Raw genomic sequence first — 20,886 nt, forward strand, 5'->3', positions numbered from 1 at the left:
TCTTAACCTTTCAGATTTTTGTGATGTTGTACAGCTGCAATAATCGCTGCAGTTTTTGCAGAATCGTTAGATGCTGCAGACTTTTGCGGTTTATTTGCAATGTTTTTTTCCTTCTCAGGAAAATACTTTGTAATTAAAGCTGTTTGAGCTTTAAGCACGAAAATCAAAATTACTAAAAATGAGAAAACTACTCCCATTCCCAACAACATGAACTTGAATGCCTCTGTGACTAAGTTAACTTCCATAATACTCTCCGTGGTTACCACCATGTAATTATTAATGTAATAATATATAAAAGAACCTTTATTAACATTTATACTTATCTTCAATTTTTATTAAATTTAAAAATTTGAACAAATATATTAAATTATAATATCTTATCACCTAATTCATAAATCATTATGTCAAGTTTTTGGAAAAAATTGATAACATTATTTCTAGTTTCTTTGATTTTTCGTGCCATTTTGCATCCTTTTTCTAAAAGTATCCCAAATTATATATTTTTTTATCAAAAGACTTGAAAAATATTGCAAATTGTAATATAATTGTGTAAATAGTATGTATTAGGAGAAAAAATGCTTGATGTAAGTGAAATTATAGATAAATTAAAAGATATTATCAGTTCAGATGGCAAAAATGGTAAGGTTTTTGACAAAGATGTTGCTACTTCATTGGAGTTAAGCCAAGCAAATTTTGCAACTATGAAGAATAGAGGAAAAATTCCTTATTCGAATATATTAAACTTTTGTGCAATTAAGAAAATATCTATCAACTGGTTACTATACAATCAAAACCCTGGATCACTTGTAGATTCTACAGATAAATACTGGGTTAAGTACTATCCTTCTGTTGCAGTTAGTGCGGGAGGTGGTGCCTATGAATCAGAAGATAATTTTGAATCTTTAGAAGTTCCACAATATTTTATTAATATGCTAGGTGGACAAGAAAACCTTAAAAACATTGATGCAATTAATGTAGTAGGGGACTCAATGGAGCCTACACTTAATAATGACAATATTATTTTTGTTGACAAAACAAGAAATGATGCAGCAAGAGATGGAATTTATGCTTTTACAACAGTTCATGGTCTATTTGTAAAAAGAGTACAAAAAAGAGTAGATGGGAATTTAGATATTATTTCTGATAATAAAGATTACCCATCACAAATTTTATCTGCTGCTGATATAAAAGTAGTAGGAAAAGTAATAAGTTCTTTTGGAATGGTTTATTAAAAATTAAAATTAGAAAAGTGAATTTTGCTTTTCTAGTTTAATTAAATTAGTATTTATATCATAAAAATCAAAACCGATTAAATAAGCAGCATTAAAAGAATTATTTTTTAATGTTTCTTTTAATTCTCGAATATCCTTAATTATAATTTGATTATCACTGAGTGTAGTATTATAATAAGAAGTTATAAATATTGTTTTTGCATACTTGTATTTACTATTTAAATATTCAATTTCTTCTTTGATTAAATTTTCGTCATTTTGTGAAATGATAAATCTATCACTTCTACCAAAATCAGTTATTTCTAAATTTTTATCTAAAAAAAGTGGTTTTAAATTATTAAAACTTTTTAACTTCGATATATCAAATTTTCCTTCTAAAAAAGAATAAATATTAATAAACTGATGAATATAAATACTTGCTAATTTTAATTTCGGGAAATATATATCATTATATGTAAATGAAACTTCGAATAATGAATGTTCAGTTAAATTATCAATCTTAAAAGTCTTATTATTAAAGTCTTTATTATTTGGATAAATTTTATCTAATAATTTAGGATCATTAGAAATAAGAATATCATCATTTTTAATATCTTCTAACTCTTTTATAAAGTCTTCTAAATCATCTGTAATAAATTTTATATCTTTTGATGTAGATGAAGCAAAAATATTCATCATATCATAAGAAACTTTATCACAATAAAAAGCTTCTAATTCAAAATGTGCCAATTTAAATCTAATTAAATTAATAAAACATTTATTGATACTATCAACTTTTATCCATGCAATTTCCTTATCAATAATTGGATAAAAATTTTCAATAATAATTGCAAATGCACCGTTTTTAACAGCAGTTTCAATATCATCTAAATTTTTGGCTATAAATAAGTCTCCTTCTTTTACTTTAGAAGGATCAGTTTTGAAAGAATAAATAAAAGAGATTGATGGGTGATTTAATAATCGCCCATCAATGATATCAATTAATGATGAAATTTGCACTAGCTTATTTTTGTTCCGATTTTTTTAGGAGCTTCTGGTCTAATTAAAGATAAGCCATTTTCATCTTTAGCAGCCATTAACATTCCTTCACTTAACATACCCATTAATTTTGCAGATTTTAAGTTTGCAACAACACAAGCTTGTGTTCCAACTAAATCAGCAGCATTATAGAATTCTTTAATTCCTGCTAAGATTTGTCTATTTCTTCCTTCACCTAAATCAACTTGTAACTTTAAAAGTTTTTTAGACTTAGGAACTTCTTCAGCCTCTACAATTGTTCCAATCTTAAGAGAAGTTTCAAAGAATTTGTCAATAGTGATTAAGTTATCATCTTCTTCACTTTTTTCTTCTTTTTTATTACATTTTTCTTCAGCAACTGCTTTTGAAACAACAGCAGGCTTAGCTTGTTCTAATAAAATTTCTTCAATTCTTGGGAATAATTGCTCAACTTTTGTAATAGTTGTATCTGCAATAATTTCCTTATTTTTAATTAATGAAACATAAGTAGCATTATCTATAGTGATTCCTAAAGAAGCTGCAATTTTTCCAATTTTATCTGGCATAACAGAATCTAAAAGAAGAGAAACTCTAGCCATGATATTAGTAATTAAAGCTACTAAAGCCATAGCTTCGTCTTCTTTACCTTCTTTCATTTTTGCCCAAGGTTCATAATCACCAATTGCTTTATTTGCAATTGTTAATACTTTCCAAATATCTTCTAAATATCTATTTAATTGCATTTTATATAAGTAATCTTCGATATTTTCTAAAATAGCTTCAACTTCATCAAGCTCTTTTTTATGGAATTTTACTACATCTTTAGAAGTAACTTTAAAATCAAAGTATTTTCCACTCATTCCAGAAATTCTATTAAGTAGATTTCCTAAATCATTTCCTAAATCAGAATTAATTCTATCCATTAATGCTTTTTGTGAGAAATCACCATCTTGACCAAAAGGAACTTCTCTAAGCATAAAGTATCTAAATGCATCTAAACCATAAGCATCCGCAACTTGTTTAGGATCTACAACATTACCTTTTGATTTAGACATTTTTTCACCATCTCTAGTCCACCAACCGTGAGCTGCAATATGCTTTGGTAATGGTAAATCTAAAGACATTAAAAATGCTGGCCAATAAATAGCATGGAATCTTAAAATATCTTTTCCTACTAAATGCGTAGATGCAGGCCAGTGATTCATATTTTTATCATCTGTTCCATAACCTAATGCTGTAATATAGTTCATTAGAGCATCTAACCAAACATACATTACATGATCAGGTTCATTAATAGATTCTGGAAGTTTTACTCCCCAATCAAAAGAAGTTCTAGAGATAGATAAATCTCTTAATCCACCTTTAACAAAGTTAACAATTTCATTCTTTTTAGCTCTTGGTAAAATGCAATCTTCATTTTGTTCATACCATTCAATTAATTTATCTTCATATTTAGATAATTTAAAGAAGAAACTTTCTTCTTTTACAATATTTGTAGGTTTTCCACAATCAGGACAAAATTGTTCATCAACTAGTTGTTTTTCTGTAAAGAATGTCTCACATGATACACAGTAATAACCTTCGTAATCACCTTTATAAATATCACCTTTGTTATACATTGTTTCAAATGCTTTTTGAACACCTGTTTTATGTTCATCATCAGTAGTTCTAATAAATTTATCATAAGAAATATCAAAATCATCCCATAATGTTTTGAATTTTCCAGAAACTTCATCAGCATACTCTTTTGGAGTTTTTCCTCTTTGTTCTGCACTTTGAGCAATTTTTTGACCATGCTCATCAGTTCCTGTTAAAAAATAAGTGTTTGCACCAGTTAATCTAGAGTATCTAGCTAACATATCTGCGATAATTGTAGTATATGCGTGACCGATGTGTGCTACATCATTTACATAATAAATTGGTGTTGTTATATATACATTTTTGCAAGATTCTTCCATTCTCTACCTCTTCTATAGTTTATAATAATTTTAAAATTCGAATCCACCGCCAGAGCCTTTATTCATCGACTCATAAACAGCAATTACATATTTCTTTCTTAGTTCACAACCAAAAAATTGATCGCAAGGATTACATGAAGCTAATCCTTTTACTTCTTGACATTTTTTTAACTCATTTAGTTTTTGATCAAGTTTTATATCCCACTCATCAATAACTATATCTTCGGTTTTAGCCATTATTCTTATATACTTCTAATACTCTATTGATTTCATTATTTGAACCAAAGAAACAAGGAGTAGTATCATGAATATGAGTAGTTTCAACTTCTAATGCTCTTTTAAAACCATCAATAGCTTGTCCACCAGCTTTTTCATAAGTATAAGCAAATGGGAAAACTTCGAACAATTGTCTTAATTTACCTTTTGGTCTATCTGTAGTACCTGGGTATGAGAATAAACCACCACCTTTAAGTAAGATTTGGTGTAAGTCAGGAACCATACCACCAGAGTATCTTAATCTATATCCATCATTGAAAATATCATCAACCATTTGTTTATGATATGGAGCCCAACAATTTTGTGTTGAACCAGGAGCTTTTAAATTACCTTTTTCTTTTAAAACAATATTTTGAATAAATTCAAACTTACCATGTTTTAATCTATACATTTTAACATCATCAGTAGCAACAACAATTTCTACTCTAGGTCCAAATACAACATATACTGAAGCAACAATATTTTGTGCATTAAATTCATTTTTATAGATTCCATAAATTGAACCAACAGATAAGTTTACATCAACTAAAGAAGATCCATCTAATGGATCATAAGCAATTAAATACTCACCATCTTCATTTAAAGGAACAATAGCTTCTTGTTCTTCTGAAACAATTGCTTTAATTGATGGTATCTCTTTAAAAATATCTTCAATAATTACATCACTTGCAATATCAAGTTTTAATTGTGTATCACCTGTTGAGTTTTCTTGCTCACTTTTACCAGTATCACCAGTTTCTATTAAATCTTTAATTTTAATACTAGCTTCTTCAATTGCTTTTAATATTTCTTGCATGATTATACTCTTTTTGCGTTTTTGTCTATCCAAACAATAAGTTCATCTGGATTATTTAAATCTAATTTATCGATAGTAGAAGGTATTTCATTCTTATCAATAGTCTCATCACTTGCGATTGCATTAGTTACAGAAAAATATGTTTCATCTAATCTATCTCTAAATATAGAAATTCTTGGTAAATCTAATGTTTTTAATCCTTCAACTAACAAATAGTCAAAGTTATCAAAAAGCTCAATCATCTCATCTATTGTTGAAGTATCTTTTTTTAGTAAAGTTGTTTTATTAGGACTAACAACTGCAACATCAGCACCTGTTTCACTAAACTTATAAGAATCCTTACCTGGTTTATCAAATCTAGCTTTATCCTTTGGATCATGTTTAATAATACAAACTTTAAAACCTCTGTCTTGAAGGATATTAGATACCTTAACAATTGCCGTAGTTTTTCCACTATTTGATGGCCCTGAAAATGCCACTGCTAATCTTTTTTTATTCATAGTCGTGATTGTATCAAAATTGTTGTTAAATTATATTTAGAATAGTAATTAAAATTACTATATAAAAAAGAAAAAAGAAGAGCTTATATTTTAGGAAAAAAGAAGAAATATTAATTCACATTTATTTATTAGTCTTTTAATTGTAAGTACAGTAAAGTTAACATAAAATTGTTATTTTTTTAAAAGGATAACAATGAAAAAGACCTTAATAATGTTATTAATTATAACATCATTTATAAACGCAACATCGTTTAGTAAATCAAAAAAGATTTTGACTAAAAAAATATATTACGATAATCAAAATACTTTTTATTGTAATAACCCATATAAACAACAAAAAGTAAATAAGAGATATAAAACTCTTATCATTCCTAATGATGATTTTTATACTCCACGAAAGAAATATTATAAATCTGGGAAAATTAATACTAGAGCAAAAAGAGTTGAATGGGAACATGTAATGCCTGCTTATAACTTTGGAAGACAACTAAAATGTTGGCAAAATGGAGGTAGAAAAGCTTGTAAAAAAGATAAACTATTCAAAAAAATGGAAGCAGATATGCATAATTTAGTTCCAGCAATTGGGGAAGTAAATGCAAATAGATCTAATTATAGATATGGAGCCGGTAGTCCAAAAGTAGGGCAGTATGGTAAGTGTATGGTGCAAGTTGATTTCAAAGGAAAAAAAGCTTATGTTTCAGATGATATAAAAGGTGATATTGCAAGAATATATTTTTATATGAGCGAAAGATATAATGTAAAATTATCAAAAAGAGATATAAAAATGTTTAAAATTTGGAATAAACAAGATCCTATAAGTAAATGGGAAAAAATAAAAAATAAAAGAGTTTACAAGCTACAAGGGAATAAGAATAGATTTATTAATTAATAATAAATCTATTTTCTTTAATCTTCAAGACTAGTTAAAATAAATTTTGCTAAACCATCAAACTTACCTAAATGAGGCAATAGTTCTATTTTAATATTTTTATTATTAATTCTTAACTGCTCAAGCTCATTTGGAATATCCACTTTAACGTGTTTTCCTTCTGCTAGAAAATAGGGTAAAACTTGAATTTCAGAACATTTATCATTATTTATTATTTCTTCAATACATTCTGTTATGCTTGGCTTAGTTAATTCTAAAAAAGCAGATTTAATATTTATTTCATTTTTGTTTAATTCTTTTAATTTATTTGTAAAATTAATTACTTCATCATTTGACTGCTGTAATCTACTACCATGAGCAACAATTACTAATGTTTTCATATATAATCCTTTTGAAAAGAAATAATACAATAATTATTGAACTTTTGTATATAATTATTGTTAGTTAATATCATTTTCAGATATTTCAAGTAAAATTGAATTCTAATTAAGTTTGGAGAAACAATGTACAAAACAATACTAATTTCACTTATATCATCTCTTTTTATTGGTTGTTCATCAACTAATGCTTTAAAATATTTTAAGGCAAACGAATTAGAAGCTAATTCAATACAACATACAAAAAAAGCTGATTTAATTGTGAATAAAAATCATGAAGCTATTATTTGGTCAACATACCTAAATAATATAAATAATAATCAATTTAATTTAGAAAAAGAAACTTTTATAGTTTCAGTCTATTTTACAGATACTAAGAAACAAGATTTTAGAAAAAGTGGTTATAAGTTATTATTAAATGATAGAGATGCAGATTCTATAAAAGAAATAGATAAAGAAACGTCTATTTATAAACCTCTACTAAAAAATAATCCTTGGGCTAAATATTATCTAGTTGATTTTGAAAAAATCAAAAGAGTATATGATTTAGATTTAGAATTTACAAATAGTACTAATAGTACAAAAATAAAATTCAAGAAATAAAATAACTATATGTATTAAAATAAATACATATAGTTGAAATTTAAATTAGAAAGCTAAACTTCTTAAAAAAGTTTCTAAAAATATTAATGCAAAGATTAAAATAATTGGCGCTAAGTCCATACCACCAAATACAGTTGGTATATATTTTCTAATTAATGCATAAGCAGGTTCAGTAAGTCTATATAACATTTGAACTATTGGGTTATATGGATCTGGCTTAACCCATGATAATACTGCTGAAATAATAATCACCCATTTGTATAAAAAGATAATTGTTAGAACTACAGTAAAAATTGATGTTAATAAAGCATCTATCATTTTGCAATTTCTCCTAAATAGTTTTTGATCAATGGATAAATTTCAGAAATTTCTGCGCCATCTTCTCTACCTGTTAAAATATATTTTAATGGCTTTAATAAATTTTCATTTTTAAAACCAGTTTTTTCTATAAGATATTTTTCAAGTTCCATATAATTATCAAGATAAGGTGCATCTTGAATACAAAGTTTTAATTCTACAAATTCTTTTTCAAAACCTTCACAAGTGATTTTAGGAGCAAAGATTAAATCAATTTTTGATTTAATTTCTTTAATTGTAGACGATTCATTTAAAAGAATCTTTCCTAATTTACCAATATCAGTATCAGCAAATCCTAAAATTTTTGATAATCTCATATCATCAAATTTTTCTAAATGAATTTTGTTAATAGCTTTTAATTTATTCATATCAAAGTTAACAGATTCTTTTGAAATATTTTTAATATCAAACCATTCTATAGCTTCTTCTAAAGTGAATATTTCACTAGGTGTTTCATTTCCTAGTAATACTAAATAATTTGCAATAGCACTAGGAATAAAACCATCATCAATCAAAGACTGAACTGTAATATCACTATTAGTAATACTTGATAAGTGAGCATAACTTATCTCTTTATCATATCCTAAAGATTTTCTAATAAAAATTTGATTAGCAGTATTTGAAATATGTTTTTCATCTCTAATAACAGTTGAAATATCTAAAATCATATCATCAACAGCAGCAGCATAATTTGCTGTTGGAGTTTTATCATGATTTAAAATAATAAAAGAATCCATATCAGAAGTAGAGTAGTTTAATTCGCCTTTTATTGAATCAACAAAGTTAATATCCTCTTTCGATTCTTTAATCCTAATTGTAAAAGGCGAATTTGTATTAAGAATTGTTTCATCAGATAATGTAGCACAAAAACCATCATATTTGTTTGCTTTACCATTAGCTTTAGCTTCTTCCTCTAACTCTTTAAGTTTAGCGTCACCACAAAAACAAGAAAATGCTTTTTTCTTAGCTAATAATTGCATTACCATTTTTTGATGGTATTTTAATGAATCACTTTGATGTACGGCTCTTTCATAATCAATTGAAAAAAGACTTAATATTTGTAATATTTCTTTATCTTTACCTTCAATAATTTTTTCACCATCAGTATCTTCAATTCTTACAATTAAACCTTCATTTAATTGCTTTGATACAATATAGTTTAAAATAGCAACTCTTAGGTCACCAATATTCATATCACCTGTTGGACTTGGTGCAAATCTTAACAAATTTATTTCCTTACTATTGAGAATGTTAAATTATTAATCTCTTTATGAGATTTTATATATTCGTTTAAATCATCAAGTTTTAAATCTTGAATCTTTTCTAACTCTAATGTAGAGTGATCTTGCTCTAGACCTCTATAATAAAGAGTAAATGCTCTATTTAATCTTTGAGATAATGTTTCACTTCTTAAAGGTTCACTTCCAGTTAAAAAGTTCTTCGCAGCATCTAGTTCATCTTGCGTAACACCTTTTTTAACAAACTGTGCAACTAATTCATTAACTAAATGTTGAGCTTCTTTCGCTGTTTCATTTTTTGTTTGTAAGTATCCTGAGAAGAAAGAATGTGATTTATTAATAGATACATAACCATAAGCACTATAAGCTAAACCTCTTTTAACCCTAATTTCTTCCATTAGTCTTGAACCAAAACCAGAGCCACCTAAAATAAATGAAGCGACTTTAGCTTTATAAGCATCAGAATCTTTAACATCAACATTATATGAACTTCCAAAATAAATATACGCTTGCTGAGTATCTTTAATTAAAGTTTCTTCTTGTTTTTTAGAGTTAAGAGATATTTTTGACATCTCTTGTTTTTTTCCAGCTTCTAAAGTTTTTAATAAAGGAGTAATTAGTTTTGTAAATTCTTTATAATCAAAGTCACCGCCTGCAACAATAATTAAATTGTTAAGGTTAATAGTTTTATTTAAAAACTTTTTTACATCTTTTAATTCAATTTTAGAAAGAGAATCAATTGTTCCAGAAGAAGGATTCTCTAAAGGAGTATCTTTGAAAAGTGTAGATTTCAATAAGTTTTTAGCTGTATAATCAAAATCATTTTCTTTTCTTTTAAGAGCACCAATTTGAATAGTTTTTAGTTTATTCAATGTGTCTTCACTATAATTTGGAGACTTTAAAAGTTTTGTTAGTAATTTAATAGATTTTTCTGATACATCTTTTAAATTAGATAGTTCAATAACAAAAGTTTCAAAACCATTAGATGCAGTTAAAGAAATAGCATTTTCTTCTAACTTTTGAGCAAATTCAGTTGAACCTAACTCTTTAGTTCCTTCATTTAAAAGTCTTGAAGATAAACTAACTAAACCACTTTTATTTTTATCTTGAATATATCCTGAATTTTGAAAAACTAATTGAAGGTTTAGTGTTGGTAAACTTTTTTGTTCTTCAAAAACAACAGGTACTTTTATATCATTTATTTCAATATGCTTTATAATAGCACTCATTAAACTTCCTTGTATAACTAGTAATGCAAATAAGTATTTTTTTAACATAGGTCTAGAACCTTTCTAAAATCTCGTATGCTGTATTTCTTTTTGCTGGGTTTTCACCAACATCCTTAATTAGCCTGATCATCTCATCTTGATTCATTCTATTTGAAGCTCCTGCTGCTTTAACAACATTCTCTTCCATCATAGTTGAACCTAAATCATTTGCTCCAAATTTTAAAGCCATTTGCCCAATATAAGAGCCTTGAGTTACCCAAGAACTTTGCATGTTCATAAAATTATCTAAATAAATTCTAGAAACTGCAAGTAATCTTAAATATCTATTTGAAGATTGGGGTTTAATATCTGGTATTTCAGCTAATAATTTTGTATTAGCTCCTTGAAATGACCACATAATAAATGCTCTAAATCCACCTGATTCATCTTGAAGTTTTCTAAGTAACTCCCAATGTTCAATAATCTCTTCATCTGTTTCAACAGTTCCAAACATCATTGTAGCAGTAGTTTTCATACCAATTGAATGAGCAAGTCTATGAACTTCTATCCAATCTTCACTATCCATTTTATTAGGAGCAATAATATCTCTTACTCTATCTGATAAAATTTCAGCTCCAGCTCCTGGAATTGAACTTAGACCTTTAGCTTGTAATCTTTTTAAAACTTCTAAAATAGATATTTTAGATACTTTTGAAATGTATTTTACTTCAATAGCTGAAAAACCATGAATAGTAATTTGAGGATACTTAGTATGAATATGAGAAACTAATTCTTCATAATAATCAATTTTAAGTTTAGGATGAACACCACCTTGGAATAAAATCTGAGTCCCACCAATTTCAAGTAATTCATCAATCTTTTGGTCAATTTCATCAAATTTTAATACATAAGAGTCTTCATCTCGTCCATGTCTATAAAAAGCACAAAACTTACAATCAACCCAACATACATTAGTATAGTTAATATTTCTATCAACAATAAAAGATGTAGTTTTTTCTGGATGTAATTGAGATTTTTTTTCTGTTGCTAATTCTCCTAATTCTAAAAGAGAAGCATTTTTAATTAAATCTAATGCTTCTTCATTTGTAATTCTTCTATTAAGAATTTCTCTGTCAATTTTATTTTCATTCATTATTTTTGTCATATTAGAAACTTGATCCTAGTGAGAATTCAAATGAAGATGTATCATCACCTTCTTTATCATTTAAAGGTTGTGCAAAAATTAATTGTAATGGTCCAACAGGAGAATTCCATTCTAATAATGCACCCGTACTCATTCTTGATATCTCATCAAAAGTACTTTGACCAATCATTCCATAATCATAGAATAATCCCCATCTCATTTTTGCACTTTCTATTAGAGGAAAGTTAACCTCTACAGAATTTGTCCATGATTTTTTATATGGATCTTCTACTAAACCTTGATCATTATTTGGTCCAAAGGCATAAGATTTAAATCCTCTTAAAGTCTTAGGTCCTCCTAAGTATAATGAATCACCTTGGTTAATTTGTCCCATATCAGATAATATTCTTAATTGAGTTTTATATCTAATGATCCAATCTAACTCTGTTAAATCTTCAATTGAGTAAAAATATTTAAATGATGATGTAGATTTTAAATACTTTGAATCTCCACCAACTCCAGCTATTTCTAAAGATGTTTGAGCTTTATATCCTTCTCTTGGAAGATAAAAGTCATCTGTATTATCAAAATTAACATAAGGTGTAATTGAACTAGTAATATAATCAGTATCTTGGAAATAAAGAGGATTGCCTTCTCTACCAGCTTTATCATAATTATAATTTTCATCTATTAAATCAAACCTATATCTTAAACCGGCATACATATCTCTAATTACTTGTTTACCAACAGATACAGAGAAACCTTGAGTTTTCTTATCTACATCATATTCGTCTCTATTAATTTCAGATTTACTATTATGGATTTCTACTTGTCCATTATATTCACTGTCATTAATAGCAGGATTTTTTAAAGAAATGGCAAATTTACTTTTTCTTGCTGATAAATCTGTACTTACACCTAATGATAACCCTGATCCAAAGATATTTGCATCACTAACTGATGCACTAATCATTAATTTATCATAAGATCCATATCCACCACCAAGAATAAGGTTTCCAGTAGATGCTTCTGTTACATCAACTAAAATATCAACTTTATCCTCAGATACTCTTTTTTGCTCAATTTTTACATCTTCAAAAAATCTTGTTCTTTTTAGCTTTGATCTAGAGTCTTTAAAATCAGTAAGATTAAATAAATCTCCTGGAGCTAAATATACGTTTCTTCTAATAACTCTATCTAGTGTTCTTGTATTACCAGCAATTTTTACATCATTGATATATACTTTTTTACCAGGAATTACGTTGAATACTACTTTTACTTTCCCATCTTTTTCATTCTTTTGAATGTCAAATCTAACAACAGCAAAAGCATAACCTTTATTTGCTACTTGAGTTTTAATATACTCTTGATCTTTTCTTAACCTTTTAATATTAAAAGTATTTCCAACAATTAATTTTAATTCAGGATAAATAGTTTCTGGATCAACAATACTTGAGTCTAAAAATATTTTAATATCTTCAGTTTTATATTTTTTACCTTCTGTAATAAAAAAGTCTAATTTTGCTTGATTAGATGCAAAATCAATATTTAGAAATGGTTCTTTAACCTCAGCATCTAAATATCCCTTTTCAAAATATAATTCATTAATTCTTCTTGATTCATATTTTAACTGATCAATATTTACTTCACCATCATTTCTACCAAACCACCAAGAAACTGATTCTTCCTCTTTATTTGCAGTAACCGTATCAAAATCACCTTGATCTAAATTATCGGCACCATAATAGTTAGCTTTCTTAATAATGATTTCATCACCCTTATTAACATTAAATGTTAACTTAACAGAGTGTTCATTTAGTTTTTCAACTTCAGTTTCAACTACAGAGTAAATATATCCATCATTTTCTAACATATCTAATAATGTACTTTTAGCATCTTGTACTCTTTTTTTAGTGTACATAGATCCTTTTCTAAGTTTTATAATAGATTTTAAAGATTCAATATCATCTTCTCTACTCTTATAACCTTTAATTTCAATTTTAGCAATTGAAGGTTTCTCTTTAAAATTTAATTCTAAATTACCATTATTTTCATAAATGGCAATATCATCAAAATAACCAAAGTCATAAAACTTTTTAATTGCTTTATTTAACTTCTTATTGTCTAGTTCATCACCAACTTTAATATCTAATGTTTCATTTACAATTTTAGGTGAAATCTTACTTAAATTTTTATATTCAATTGTTTTTATCGTGTTTGCACTTAATGCTGTTGCACACGCTAAAGAAAATAGTACTACTTTATTTTTCACGACTTTCCTTAATATAATAATAAGACAATAATATAGCTAAATTCACTTTATATAATAATTAAGATATAATCACAAAATTATATAAATAAAAAGGTATAAATTTGAATATCGGAATAGTTGGTTTAGGACTAATGGGTGGATCTTTTGCAAAAGCCATGAAAAAGTATGGCATTGCAAAAAAAGTATATGGTTATGCAAGAAGTGAGCAATCAAAAAAAGAGATTGCTGAATTGAATTTAGTTGATGAACTTGTTGATATGACAACACTTAAAGAAAAATCAGACTTAATAGTATTGGCAATACCTGTTGATAATATTATTACTATACTACCAGACTTATTAGATATTAATGCAAATACTACAATTATGGACCTAGGTTCAACAAAAGAGTTTATTGTAAAAAATATACCAAATGAAATTAGAAAAAACTTTGTTGCAGCACATCCAATGTGTGGTTCTGAGAAATTTGGACCAAAAGCTGCTATGGATAACCTATATGAAGGTAAAACTGTTGTTTTATGTAATTTAGAAGATAATGATGACATACATGAACAAAGAGCAATTAAAGTATTCCAAGATATTGGAATGAGACTTGTTTTTATGGATTCAAAAAACCATGATATTCATGCTTGTTATATGTCACATTTACCACATGCAATATCTTATTCTCTAGCAAATACGGTAATGGGTCATGAAGATCCAAAATCTATTATCGCACTAGCAGCTGGTGGTTTTACAGATATGAGTAGAATTGCAAAATCAAGTCCAGATATGTGGACTGATATTTTCAAACAAAATAAAGATAATCTATTAGATTCAATTGACTTATTTGAAGAACATATGAAAAAAGTAAGAAAAATGGTTGAAAATGAAGAGTACGATGATTTAAAACAGTGGATGGAAAAAGCAAATACTTTACATGAGATACTTTAATTAGTATCTCATATATATTAATTTATTGAATTAATAGCTTCTAAAACTTTAATAGCTTGATAGTGTTCTTTAACATCATGACATCTAACTATTGAAGCCCCTTTTTTTATAGACTCTAAATGAATAGCTAAAGTTCCTGGAAGTCTTTGCTCAATACTAGAACTTACAATTTTATCAATCATTGATTTTCTACTAGCACCAATTAATACTTCAAATCCAAAATGTTTAAAATGTTCCATATTATTAAGTAATGTAAGATTGTGTTCTAATGTCTTACCAAAACCAATACCTACATCTAAAACAATATCCTTTATTCCAAAAGATTGTGCCTTTTGAATTTGTGTTTGGAAATACTTATCTAAATCTAACATTATATTTTCATATTCTGGATTATCTTGCATATTACTTGGATCATTTTGCATATGCATTATTATAACTTGAGCATTATATTTAGCTGATACTTTACAAACCTCATCATTGCTTAAACCTGTAATATCATTTACAATTTTAAAACCTTTGTTTAAAACATAATCAATAACTAAAGGAGAATAGGAGTCAATAGAGAAATCTACTTTCTCAAAATATTTATTTTCATAAATAGCATCAACAATACTTTTAACTCTTTGCAATTCAACACTTTCTTCAACAGCAATAGATCCAGGTCTTGATGATACTGCACCTATATCTATAATATCAGCACCATCACTAATCATCTCTTCAATTCTAGAAGATGCTTGAATCTCATCAAATCTACTTCCAGAAAAAAATGAATCTTCATTAGCATTTAATACACCCATGATTTTAGTCTTATTAGAATTTTGTTGTACATAAGCTTTTAAATCTTTTGCTAAATCTTTTAATCCAAAAGGTTGTGTTAATTCTTTTCTACTTAAAATCTCAAAATGTTTTGTAGTACCAATTAAAATTCCATCTACATGTTTTTCTTTTGCTGTAATAACTCCAGTTGGAACTGCTAATTCAGCACCAATAGATAAAGCATCTTGTTTTAATATATTTGCAGCACCAACATGCATATCTTTTATATATAAGGTATGTAGTTTTGATTTTTTTGAAAGTATAGATATTCCACCAGTATCACAGTTTAATTGTGAGAATACTTTTTTTGTATCATTAATTGATATTTTATATGAGTTCATATAAAACCCTTAAAATTTAGTTTTTTGGTTTGATAAAGATAAAAGTAGGGTAGTTAATACATTTACTGGTCTAGAGTTTAATTCTAACAACTTAATTGATTTTGAGAAAAATTCTAATTGATTTTGAGTAAGAGATAAATCTTGAATTTTTACTTTTAATAAAATAGATTCAATAATTTCTTTTGCTTCATTTTTTGATATTTTTTGATTCTCTTTTAAAAAATTATAAATATCTTTTAAATCAAGTTTTTTAATATCTAATGGTGATTCATCTTTTAATTGTGATTTTTTTAAATATAAATAAGGCATTCTAGAATAAATAGTAGGAAGAATAGAAGACTTAGAAGTTGTTAATATAATAAATACAACATTACTAGGTGGTTCTTCTAATACTTTCAGAAGTGAATTCTGTGCTTCATTCCTAAATGTAGTACCACATAGAAATATATATTTTTTTTCATTTGAAGCAATATATGCTTCTTTTATAGCAAGAGTAGCTTGAGATATTAAAAACTCTTCTTTTTCTTCATTTTTTATAATTCGTACTAAGTGTTTAGGATAAAAAGAAACTAAATCATTTAAAGTACTATCAATATTATCAACAACTAAAATAGTTGAATTATCAATTTTATTAGTAATCATATTAGTTCTCTACGTTAATCTCAGCAAATAATGCTGAACTTACAGTTTTATTGTAAAGTCTAAACATCTGTAATAGTTTCATATCTAAAGCCTCATCATTACTTCTTAAATTAAAAGCGTCTTGTTTCTCTTCATCTAATAACCATAAAAATGAGTTCTTAGATACTTTTGGTATTACCGCACGTGAGTCTTGACTCTTTCCAATAAACCAAAAACAATATCCATTAGGAAAAGATATATTTAACATATCTTTAATATGTGAGATATCATCATCTGATTTAATATTGTCAATATACTTATAAAAAGACTTAAAATCATAAAAAGGTAAAAAGGGTCTATTTAATTTAGTCGAATTAATATTAGTTAAAATATATTCTAGAAACCATTCTCGCTCTTTATCAGTAATTACAATTACAGAACAACCTTTTTCTAAAAGATTTACAATATTTTTAGATACTAATGGTGTCCATTCATATTTTTTTTCTTCCAACCAAGGAGAGATAAGTCTATCTTCCCTGATTGCATCAACTGTCCAATTTAGAAATTCTTGCACTGCTACTTATCCAGTTCGTAAGCTTCGTGTAAAGATCTAACAGCTAATTCTGCATATTTTTCTTCGATAATCATTGAAATTTTAATTTCTGAAGTTGAAATAATTCTGATATTAATATTTTCGTTTGCTAATGTTGAAAATGCTTTTGAAGCAACACCTGTATGAGATTTCATACCAACACCAACAATAGATACTTTTGCAATTGATTCATTATAATCAATTTTTCTAGCATCTCCTTCAAATCTATCCATTACAGTTCTACAAGCTTCCCAATCAGTTGTAGGAATAGTAAAGTCTAAATCTGTAGCGCCATCAACACCTACAGTTTGAACTATCATGTCAACATTAATATTGTCATCAGCAAGTGAAGTAAAAATTGATGCAGCAATGCCAGGCTTGTCAGTAACACCGTACATTCCAACTCTAACTTGATTTTTATCTAAAGCAATTCCACTAACAACTGGTTTTTCCATGATATTCTCTTCCTTTGTGATTAAAGTACCTTCAACTTCAGGCGTAAAGCTGCTTCTTGATACTAGGTTTACATTTAATTTTTTCGCCATTTCTACAGATCTATTCTGCAATACTTTAGCTCCTAATGAAGCTAATTCTAACATTTCATCATAAGAAATTTTATCTAATTTCTTTGCTTTTGGTTCAATTCTTGGGTCTGTAGTATAAATACCATCAACATCAGTATATATTTCACATACATCAGCTTCAATAGCACCAGCAATTGCAACAGCAGTTAAATCACTACCACCACGACCAAGAGTAGAAACCCTATGTGAATCTTCTGCAATTCCTTGGAATCCAGCAACAATAATTACATTACCTTCTCCAATTGCTTTCTTCATACCTGTAGTATCAATTGATTCAATTCTTGCTTTTGTATGTGCATTATCAGTAATAATACCAGCTTGTCTACCACTCATAGAAGTAGCTTTATACCCTTGTTCATTTAAAGCAATAGAAAGTAAAGCTGAAGTTACTCTCTCACCAGAACTTAAAAGCATATCAATTTCATCAGCCTTTGGCTTCTTTGAAAAAGTTTCTGCATATTCAATTAATTTATTTGTTTCACCACTCATTGCTGAAACTACAGCAATTACATCGTGACCTTCATCTTTTATATTTTTTATAATATTCGCAACGTTTTGGATTCGCTCAAGTGTTCCTACACTTGTTCCACCAAATTTAAGTACTTTTAACATTTAAATCTTAATCCCTTTCTAAATATAACCTTCATTTCTAAAATATTTTAAAACTTGTTTGTAAACTGTTCGTTTGAAAAAAGTTATATAATCATATATATTTTTTGTTGGTACAAACTTATATTCACTGAATTCTGGAATCTCAGTTTCAATATTTATTTTTGCACCTTTTTTTAATTTTACTAAAAAGTATTTTTGTCTTTGTCCATCGTATGGATGCATTTTTTTTGCTATTGCAGGGGGAAAATCATATGAAACCCACTTTGGATATTCTGCAATAATCTCTACATCTCTTGTGCCTATTTCTTCTTCTAACTCTCTATATAGAGCCTCTTTAGCTGATTCACCTTCATCAATTCCACCTTGTGGAAATTGCCATGCATTTTCTACATCTGTTCGTGAAGCTATAAAAATTTCACATGTATGGGGGTATTTAGCTGATAGTACAATTGCGGCCACATTTGGTCTGTAATTTTTCGTTTCATTTGATGTTATATTTTCATTTTTATCAGTCATAAATATATTTTCCCTTATAATTAGCCGAATATTATATAGAAACTAGGATTAAAAATTGCTTTTATACATACATATACCCTTTTGCGACAGTAAATGTTTTTACTGCGCTTTTAACTCATATACAGATAGATTTCATTTGAAATCAGAATATATGAAAGCATTAAAATTACAACTAAAAAATGAATTAAATGATTATGTGAAAAAACATAATAAGAAAATCGAAACAGTATTTATAGGAGGAGGAACACCTTCAACAATTAAACATCATGAATATACAGAAGTATTTGAATTAATTAAACCATATCTTACACATGATGCTGAAATTACAACAGAAGCCAATCCAAATTCTGCATCTTTTGAGTGGCAAGAAAACATGAATAAACTAGGAGTTAATAGAATCAGTTTTGGAGTACAAAGTTTTCATACTGAAAAACTAAAATTTCTAGGAAGATCGCATAACAGTAAATCTGCTATAAAAGCTATACAAAATGCAAATCGGATAGGTTTTAATGGTATTAACTGCGATATTATTTATGGAGTACAAGGTGACACATTAGAGAGTATGAAAGAAGATTTCGACACTGCTTTTTCACTACCTATTACACATCTTAGTGCATACTCTTTAACTATTGAGGAAGGAACAAAATTCTTTGATAGAAGTTCAGTAAAAATAGATGATGAGGAACTATCATATGAAATATTTGATTATATTAAAGATGCAGGTTTTAAACAATATGAAATTTCAAACTTTGCAAAAAATAAAGAGTATGAATCAAAACATAACTATGGATATTGGCAGCACAAAGAGTATTTAGGTATTGGAGCAGGTGCTGTTGGATATTACAATAATCAAAGAAGATATCCAATTAAAGAAATTGAAGAATATATTCAAAATCCAATGAATATTGAACTTGAAAACATAAGTATTGATGATATAAAAGCTGAAAAAATATTACTAGGTTTTAGATCATCTTGTGGAGTAGAAATTGAACTTTTTTCAAAAGAAGAGTTAGAAAAAGTTAATGATTTAATTGAATATAAGAAAGTTTATAAAGAAAACAATAGAATATTTAATAATAACTTCTTATTATCCGATGAATTAGCTCTATACATACTAGAATAAAACAATAAGAATTATCAAAAAATAATAGTAGATATACTATAATATCTACTTATTAAAGGAATATAAATAAGAATGACAATTAAAGAAACAATTAAAAAATACAGTGCAAGACTAAAGTTTGTAACACATATTCCTGCAAAAGAAGTAGAAATTCTAATGTTACATTTATTAGAACAAAATACTATATGGCTTCATCTTAATTATAATAATGAGTTTTCACTTGAAAAAGAGCTAGAAAAACTTGTAAAAAAAAGAGAAACTAACTATCCAATAGAATATATTATTAATAAAGCTACATTTTATGGTGAGAACTTTAATGTAAAAGATGGTGTATTAATACCAAGACCAGAAACTGAGCTTTTAGTAGATAATGCACTAGAAATAATTAAAGATTTAAATAAACCTGTAAAAGTACTTGAAATTGGTACAGGTTCAGGAATTATATCTGTAATGCTAGCTTTACTTATTAAAGATATTAATATTATTGCAGTTGATATTAATGAAAAAGCATTAGAACTGGCAAAATCAAATGCCATCAAACACAATGTTGAGCACAAAATTGATTTTAGACTTAGTAATTTATATGAGAATGTAAATGAAGAAGATATAGATATGACAATATCAAACCCTCCTTATATTGCAGATGATTATAAACTACCTGATAATGTAAAATATGAACCATCTAATGCTTTATTTGGTGGTAAGATTGGGGATGAACTATTAAAAGACATCATTGATCAAACTAATGAGCGTAACATTGAATATTTATTATGTGAAATGGGATATGACCAAAAGAAACCACTTGAAGAGTATTTTAAAAACTTTGAAACAAAAGATTCATCATTTTACAAAGACTATGAAAAGTTCGATAGAGGTTTTACTCTACAATTAAAAAAATAAAAA

At 27.1% G+C, this 20,886-nt stretch carries 23 protein-coding genes; 6 read left to right on the top strand and 17 right to left on the bottom strand.

All coding sequences use genetic code 11. The features are described from left to right. Positions 1–2: 2 nt before the first annotated feature. A complete protein-coding gene (locus ALEK_RS09140) occupies positions 3–245 on the bottom strand; it encodes an OadG family protein (RefSeq protein ID WP_071625469.1) in 243 nt (80 codons plus the stop codon). Positions 246–575: 330 nt separating this feature from the next. On the opposite strand from ALEK_RS09140, the gene ALEK_RS09145 reads away from it, so the two are divergent. Beyond that, positions 576–1,232 carry a S24 family peptidase gene (locus ALEK_RS09145; protein ID WP_071625468.1) on the top strand — a complete coding sequence of 219 codons (657 nt, stop codon included), beginning with the start codon at positions 576–578 and terminating at the stop codon, positions 1,230–1,232. Positions 1,233–1,241: 9 nt separating this feature from the next. Here the strand turns inward: ALEK_RS09145 and ALEK_RS09150 are convergent, their stop codons facing one another. Genes ALEK_RS09150 through mobB form a run of 5 tightly spaced genes read right to left on the bottom strand, consistent with a single transcriptional unit; the run spans position 1,242 to position 5,758 of the window. Then, entirely contained in the window at positions 1,242–2,231 is a 990-nt protein-coding gene (locus ALEK_RS09150; RefSeq protein ID WP_071625467.1) for a peptidoglycan synthetase, read from the bottom strand. Further along, positions 2,231–4,186 (bottom strand): methionine--tRNA ligase, encoded by a 1,956-nt coding sequence (gene metG / locus ALEK_RS09155; protein ID WP_071625466.1) that lies wholly within the window; start codon positions 4,184–4,186, stop codon positions 2,231–2,233. The genes ALEK_RS09150 and metG overlap by 1 nt, the downstream gene beginning before the upstream one ends. 30 nt (positions 4,187–4,216) lie before the next feature. Beyond that, positions 4,217–4,423 carry a hypothetical protein gene (locus tag ALEK_RS09160; RefSeq protein WP_071625465.1) on the bottom strand — a complete coding sequence of 69 codons (207 nt, stop codon included), beginning with the start codon at positions 4,421–4,423 and terminating at the stop codon, positions 4,217–4,219. Then, on the bottom strand, positions 4,416–5,258 hold the full coding sequence (locus ALEK_RS09165) for a class 1 fructose-bisphosphatase (protein ID WP_071625464.1): 843 nt from the start codon (positions 5,256–5,258) through the stop codon (positions 4,416–4,418). Before ALEK_RS09165 ends, ALEK_RS09160 begins: the two co-directional genes overlap by 8 nt. Positions 5,259–5,260: 2 nt before the next feature. Continuing rightward, entirely contained in the window at positions 5,261–5,758 is a 498-nt protein-coding gene (gene mobB, locus ALEK_RS09170; protein ID WP_071625463.1) for a molybdopterin-guanine dinucleotide biosynthesis protein B, read from the bottom strand. Between the two features lie 193 nt (positions 5,759–5,951). Between mobB and ALEK_RS09175 the strand changes: the two genes are divergently transcribed. Then, positions 5,952–6,647: an endonuclease gene (locus ALEK_RS09175; protein WP_071625462.1), complete on the top strand. Its 696-nt coding sequence runs from the start codon at positions 5,952–5,954 to the stop codon at positions 6,645–6,647. A 17-nt stretch (positions 6,648–6,664) separates the two neighbouring features. On the opposite strand, the gene ALEK_RS09180 is transcribed toward ALEK_RS09175, so the two are convergent. Then, positions 6,665–7,027 carry a sirohydrochlorin chelatase gene (locus ALEK_RS09180; protein WP_071625461.1) on the bottom strand — a complete coding sequence of 121 codons (363 nt, stop codon included), beginning with the start codon at positions 7,025–7,027 and terminating at the stop codon, positions 6,665–6,667. A gap of 123 nt (positions 7,028–7,150) precedes the next feature. Between ALEK_RS09180 and ALEK_RS09185 the strand changes: the two genes are divergently transcribed. Then, positions 7,151–7,627 carry a hypothetical protein gene (locus ALEK_RS09185; RefSeq protein ID WP_071625460.1) on the top strand — a complete coding sequence of 159 codons (477 nt, stop codon included), beginning with the start codon at positions 7,151–7,153 and terminating at the stop codon, positions 7,625–7,627. A 45-nt stretch (positions 7,628–7,672) separates the two neighbouring features. On the opposite strand, the gene ALEK_RS09190 is transcribed toward ALEK_RS09185, so the two are convergent. The 5 genes from ALEK_RS09190 to bamA are packed head-to-tail and all read right to left on the bottom strand — an operon-like array spanning position 7,673 to position 13,846. Beyond that, positions 7,673–7,945 (bottom strand): YggT family protein, encoded by a 273-nt coding sequence (locus ALEK_RS09190; RefSeq protein WP_071625459.1) that lies wholly within the window; start codon positions 7,943–7,945, stop codon positions 7,673–7,675. Beyond that, positions 7,942–9,210, bottom strand: a complete 1,269-nt coding sequence (gene gltX, locus ALEK_RS09195) for a glutamate--tRNA ligase (RefSeq protein WP_071625458.1) — start codon at positions 9,208–9,210, stop codon at positions 7,942–7,944. The genes ALEK_RS09190 and gltX overlap by 4 nt, the downstream gene beginning before the upstream one ends. A gap of 2 nt (positions 9,211–9,212) precedes the next feature. Next, positions 9,213–10,451 carry a M16 family metallopeptidase gene (locus ALEK_RS09200; RefSeq protein ID WP_173424131.1) on the bottom strand — a complete coding sequence of 413 codons (1,239 nt, stop codon included), beginning with the start codon at positions 10,449–10,451 and terminating at the stop codon, positions 9,213–9,215. 52 nt (positions 10,452–10,503) lie between these two features. Further along, entirely contained in the window at positions 10,504–11,583 is a 1,080-nt protein-coding gene (locus ALEK_RS09205; RefSeq protein WP_407983820.1) for a dehypoxanthine futalosine cyclase, read from the bottom strand. Between the two features lie 13 nt (positions 11,584–11,596). Continuing rightward, positions 11,597–13,846, bottom strand: coding sequence for an outer membrane protein assembly factor BamA (bamA, locus tag ALEK_RS09210; RefSeq protein ID WP_071625456.1), 2,250 nt, complete (start codon positions 13,844–13,846; stop codon positions 11,597–11,599). A 101-nt stretch (positions 13,847–13,947) separates the two neighbouring features. Here bamA and ALEK_RS09215 point away from each other — a divergent pair, with 101 nt between their 5' ends. Next, positions 13,948–14,778: a prephenate dehydrogenase gene (locus ALEK_RS09215; protein ID WP_071625455.1), complete on the top strand. Its 831-nt coding sequence runs from the start codon at positions 13,948–13,950 to the stop codon at positions 14,776–14,778. Positions 14,779–14,795: 17 nt separating this feature from the next. Here the strand turns inward: ALEK_RS09215 and folP are convergent, their stop codons facing one another. Genes folP through ALEK_RS09240 form a run of 5 tightly spaced genes read right to left on the bottom strand, consistent with a single transcriptional unit; the run spans position 14,796 to position 18,860 of the window. Further along, positions 14,796–15,935, bottom strand: coding sequence for a dihydropteroate synthase (folP, locus tag ALEK_RS09220; protein ID WP_071625454.1), 1,140 nt, complete (start codon positions 15,933–15,935; stop codon positions 14,796–14,798). A 9-nt stretch (positions 15,936–15,944) separates the two neighbouring features. After that, entirely contained in the window at positions 15,945–16,577 is a 633-nt protein-coding gene (locus ALEK_RS09225; protein ID WP_071625453.1) for a DNA polymerase III subunit delta', read from the bottom strand. Between the two features lies 1 nt (position 16,578). Further along, positions 16,579–17,130, bottom strand: a complete 552-nt coding sequence (locus ALEK_RS09230; RefSeq protein WP_071625452.1) for a HobA family DNA replication regulator — start codon at positions 17,128–17,130, stop codon at positions 16,579–16,581. A gap of 2 nt (positions 17,131–17,132) precedes the next feature. Continuing rightward, the gene (locus ALEK_RS09235) at positions 17,133–18,344 is read right to left on the bottom strand and encodes an aspartate kinase (RefSeq protein WP_071625451.1); all 1,212 of its coding nucleotides are present in this window, start codon (positions 18,342–18,344) and stop codon (positions 17,133–17,135) included. A gap of 18 nt (positions 18,345–18,362) precedes the next feature. Next, on the bottom strand, positions 18,363–18,860 hold the full coding sequence (locus tag ALEK_RS09240; RefSeq protein ID WP_071625450.1) for an RNA pyrophosphohydrolase: 498 nt from the start codon (positions 18,858–18,860) through the stop codon (positions 18,363–18,365). A 55-nt stretch (positions 18,861–18,915) separates the two neighbouring features. Here ALEK_RS09240 and hemW point away from each other — a divergent pair, with 55 nt between their 5' ends. Beyond that, entirely contained in the window at positions 18,916–19,983 is a 1,068-nt protein-coding gene (gene hemW, locus ALEK_RS09245; RefSeq protein ID WP_071625449.1) for a radical SAM family heme chaperone HemW, read from the top strand. Positions 19,984–20,055: 72 nt separating this feature from the next. Then, the gene (prmC, locus tag ALEK_RS09250) at positions 20,056–20,883 is read left to right on the top strand and encodes a peptide chain release factor N(5)-glutamine methyltransferase (RefSeq protein WP_071625448.1); all 828 of its coding nucleotides are present in this window, start codon (positions 20,056–20,058) and stop codon (positions 20,881–20,883) included. Positions 20,884–20,886 lie beyond the last annotated feature (3 nt).

It is taken from the genome of Poseidonibacter lekithochrous, assembly GCF_013283835.1.
In the GTDB taxonomy this organism is placed as follows: Bacteria; Campylobacterota; Campylobacteria; order Campylobacterales; family Arcobacteraceae; genus Poseidonibacter; species Poseidonibacter lekithochrous.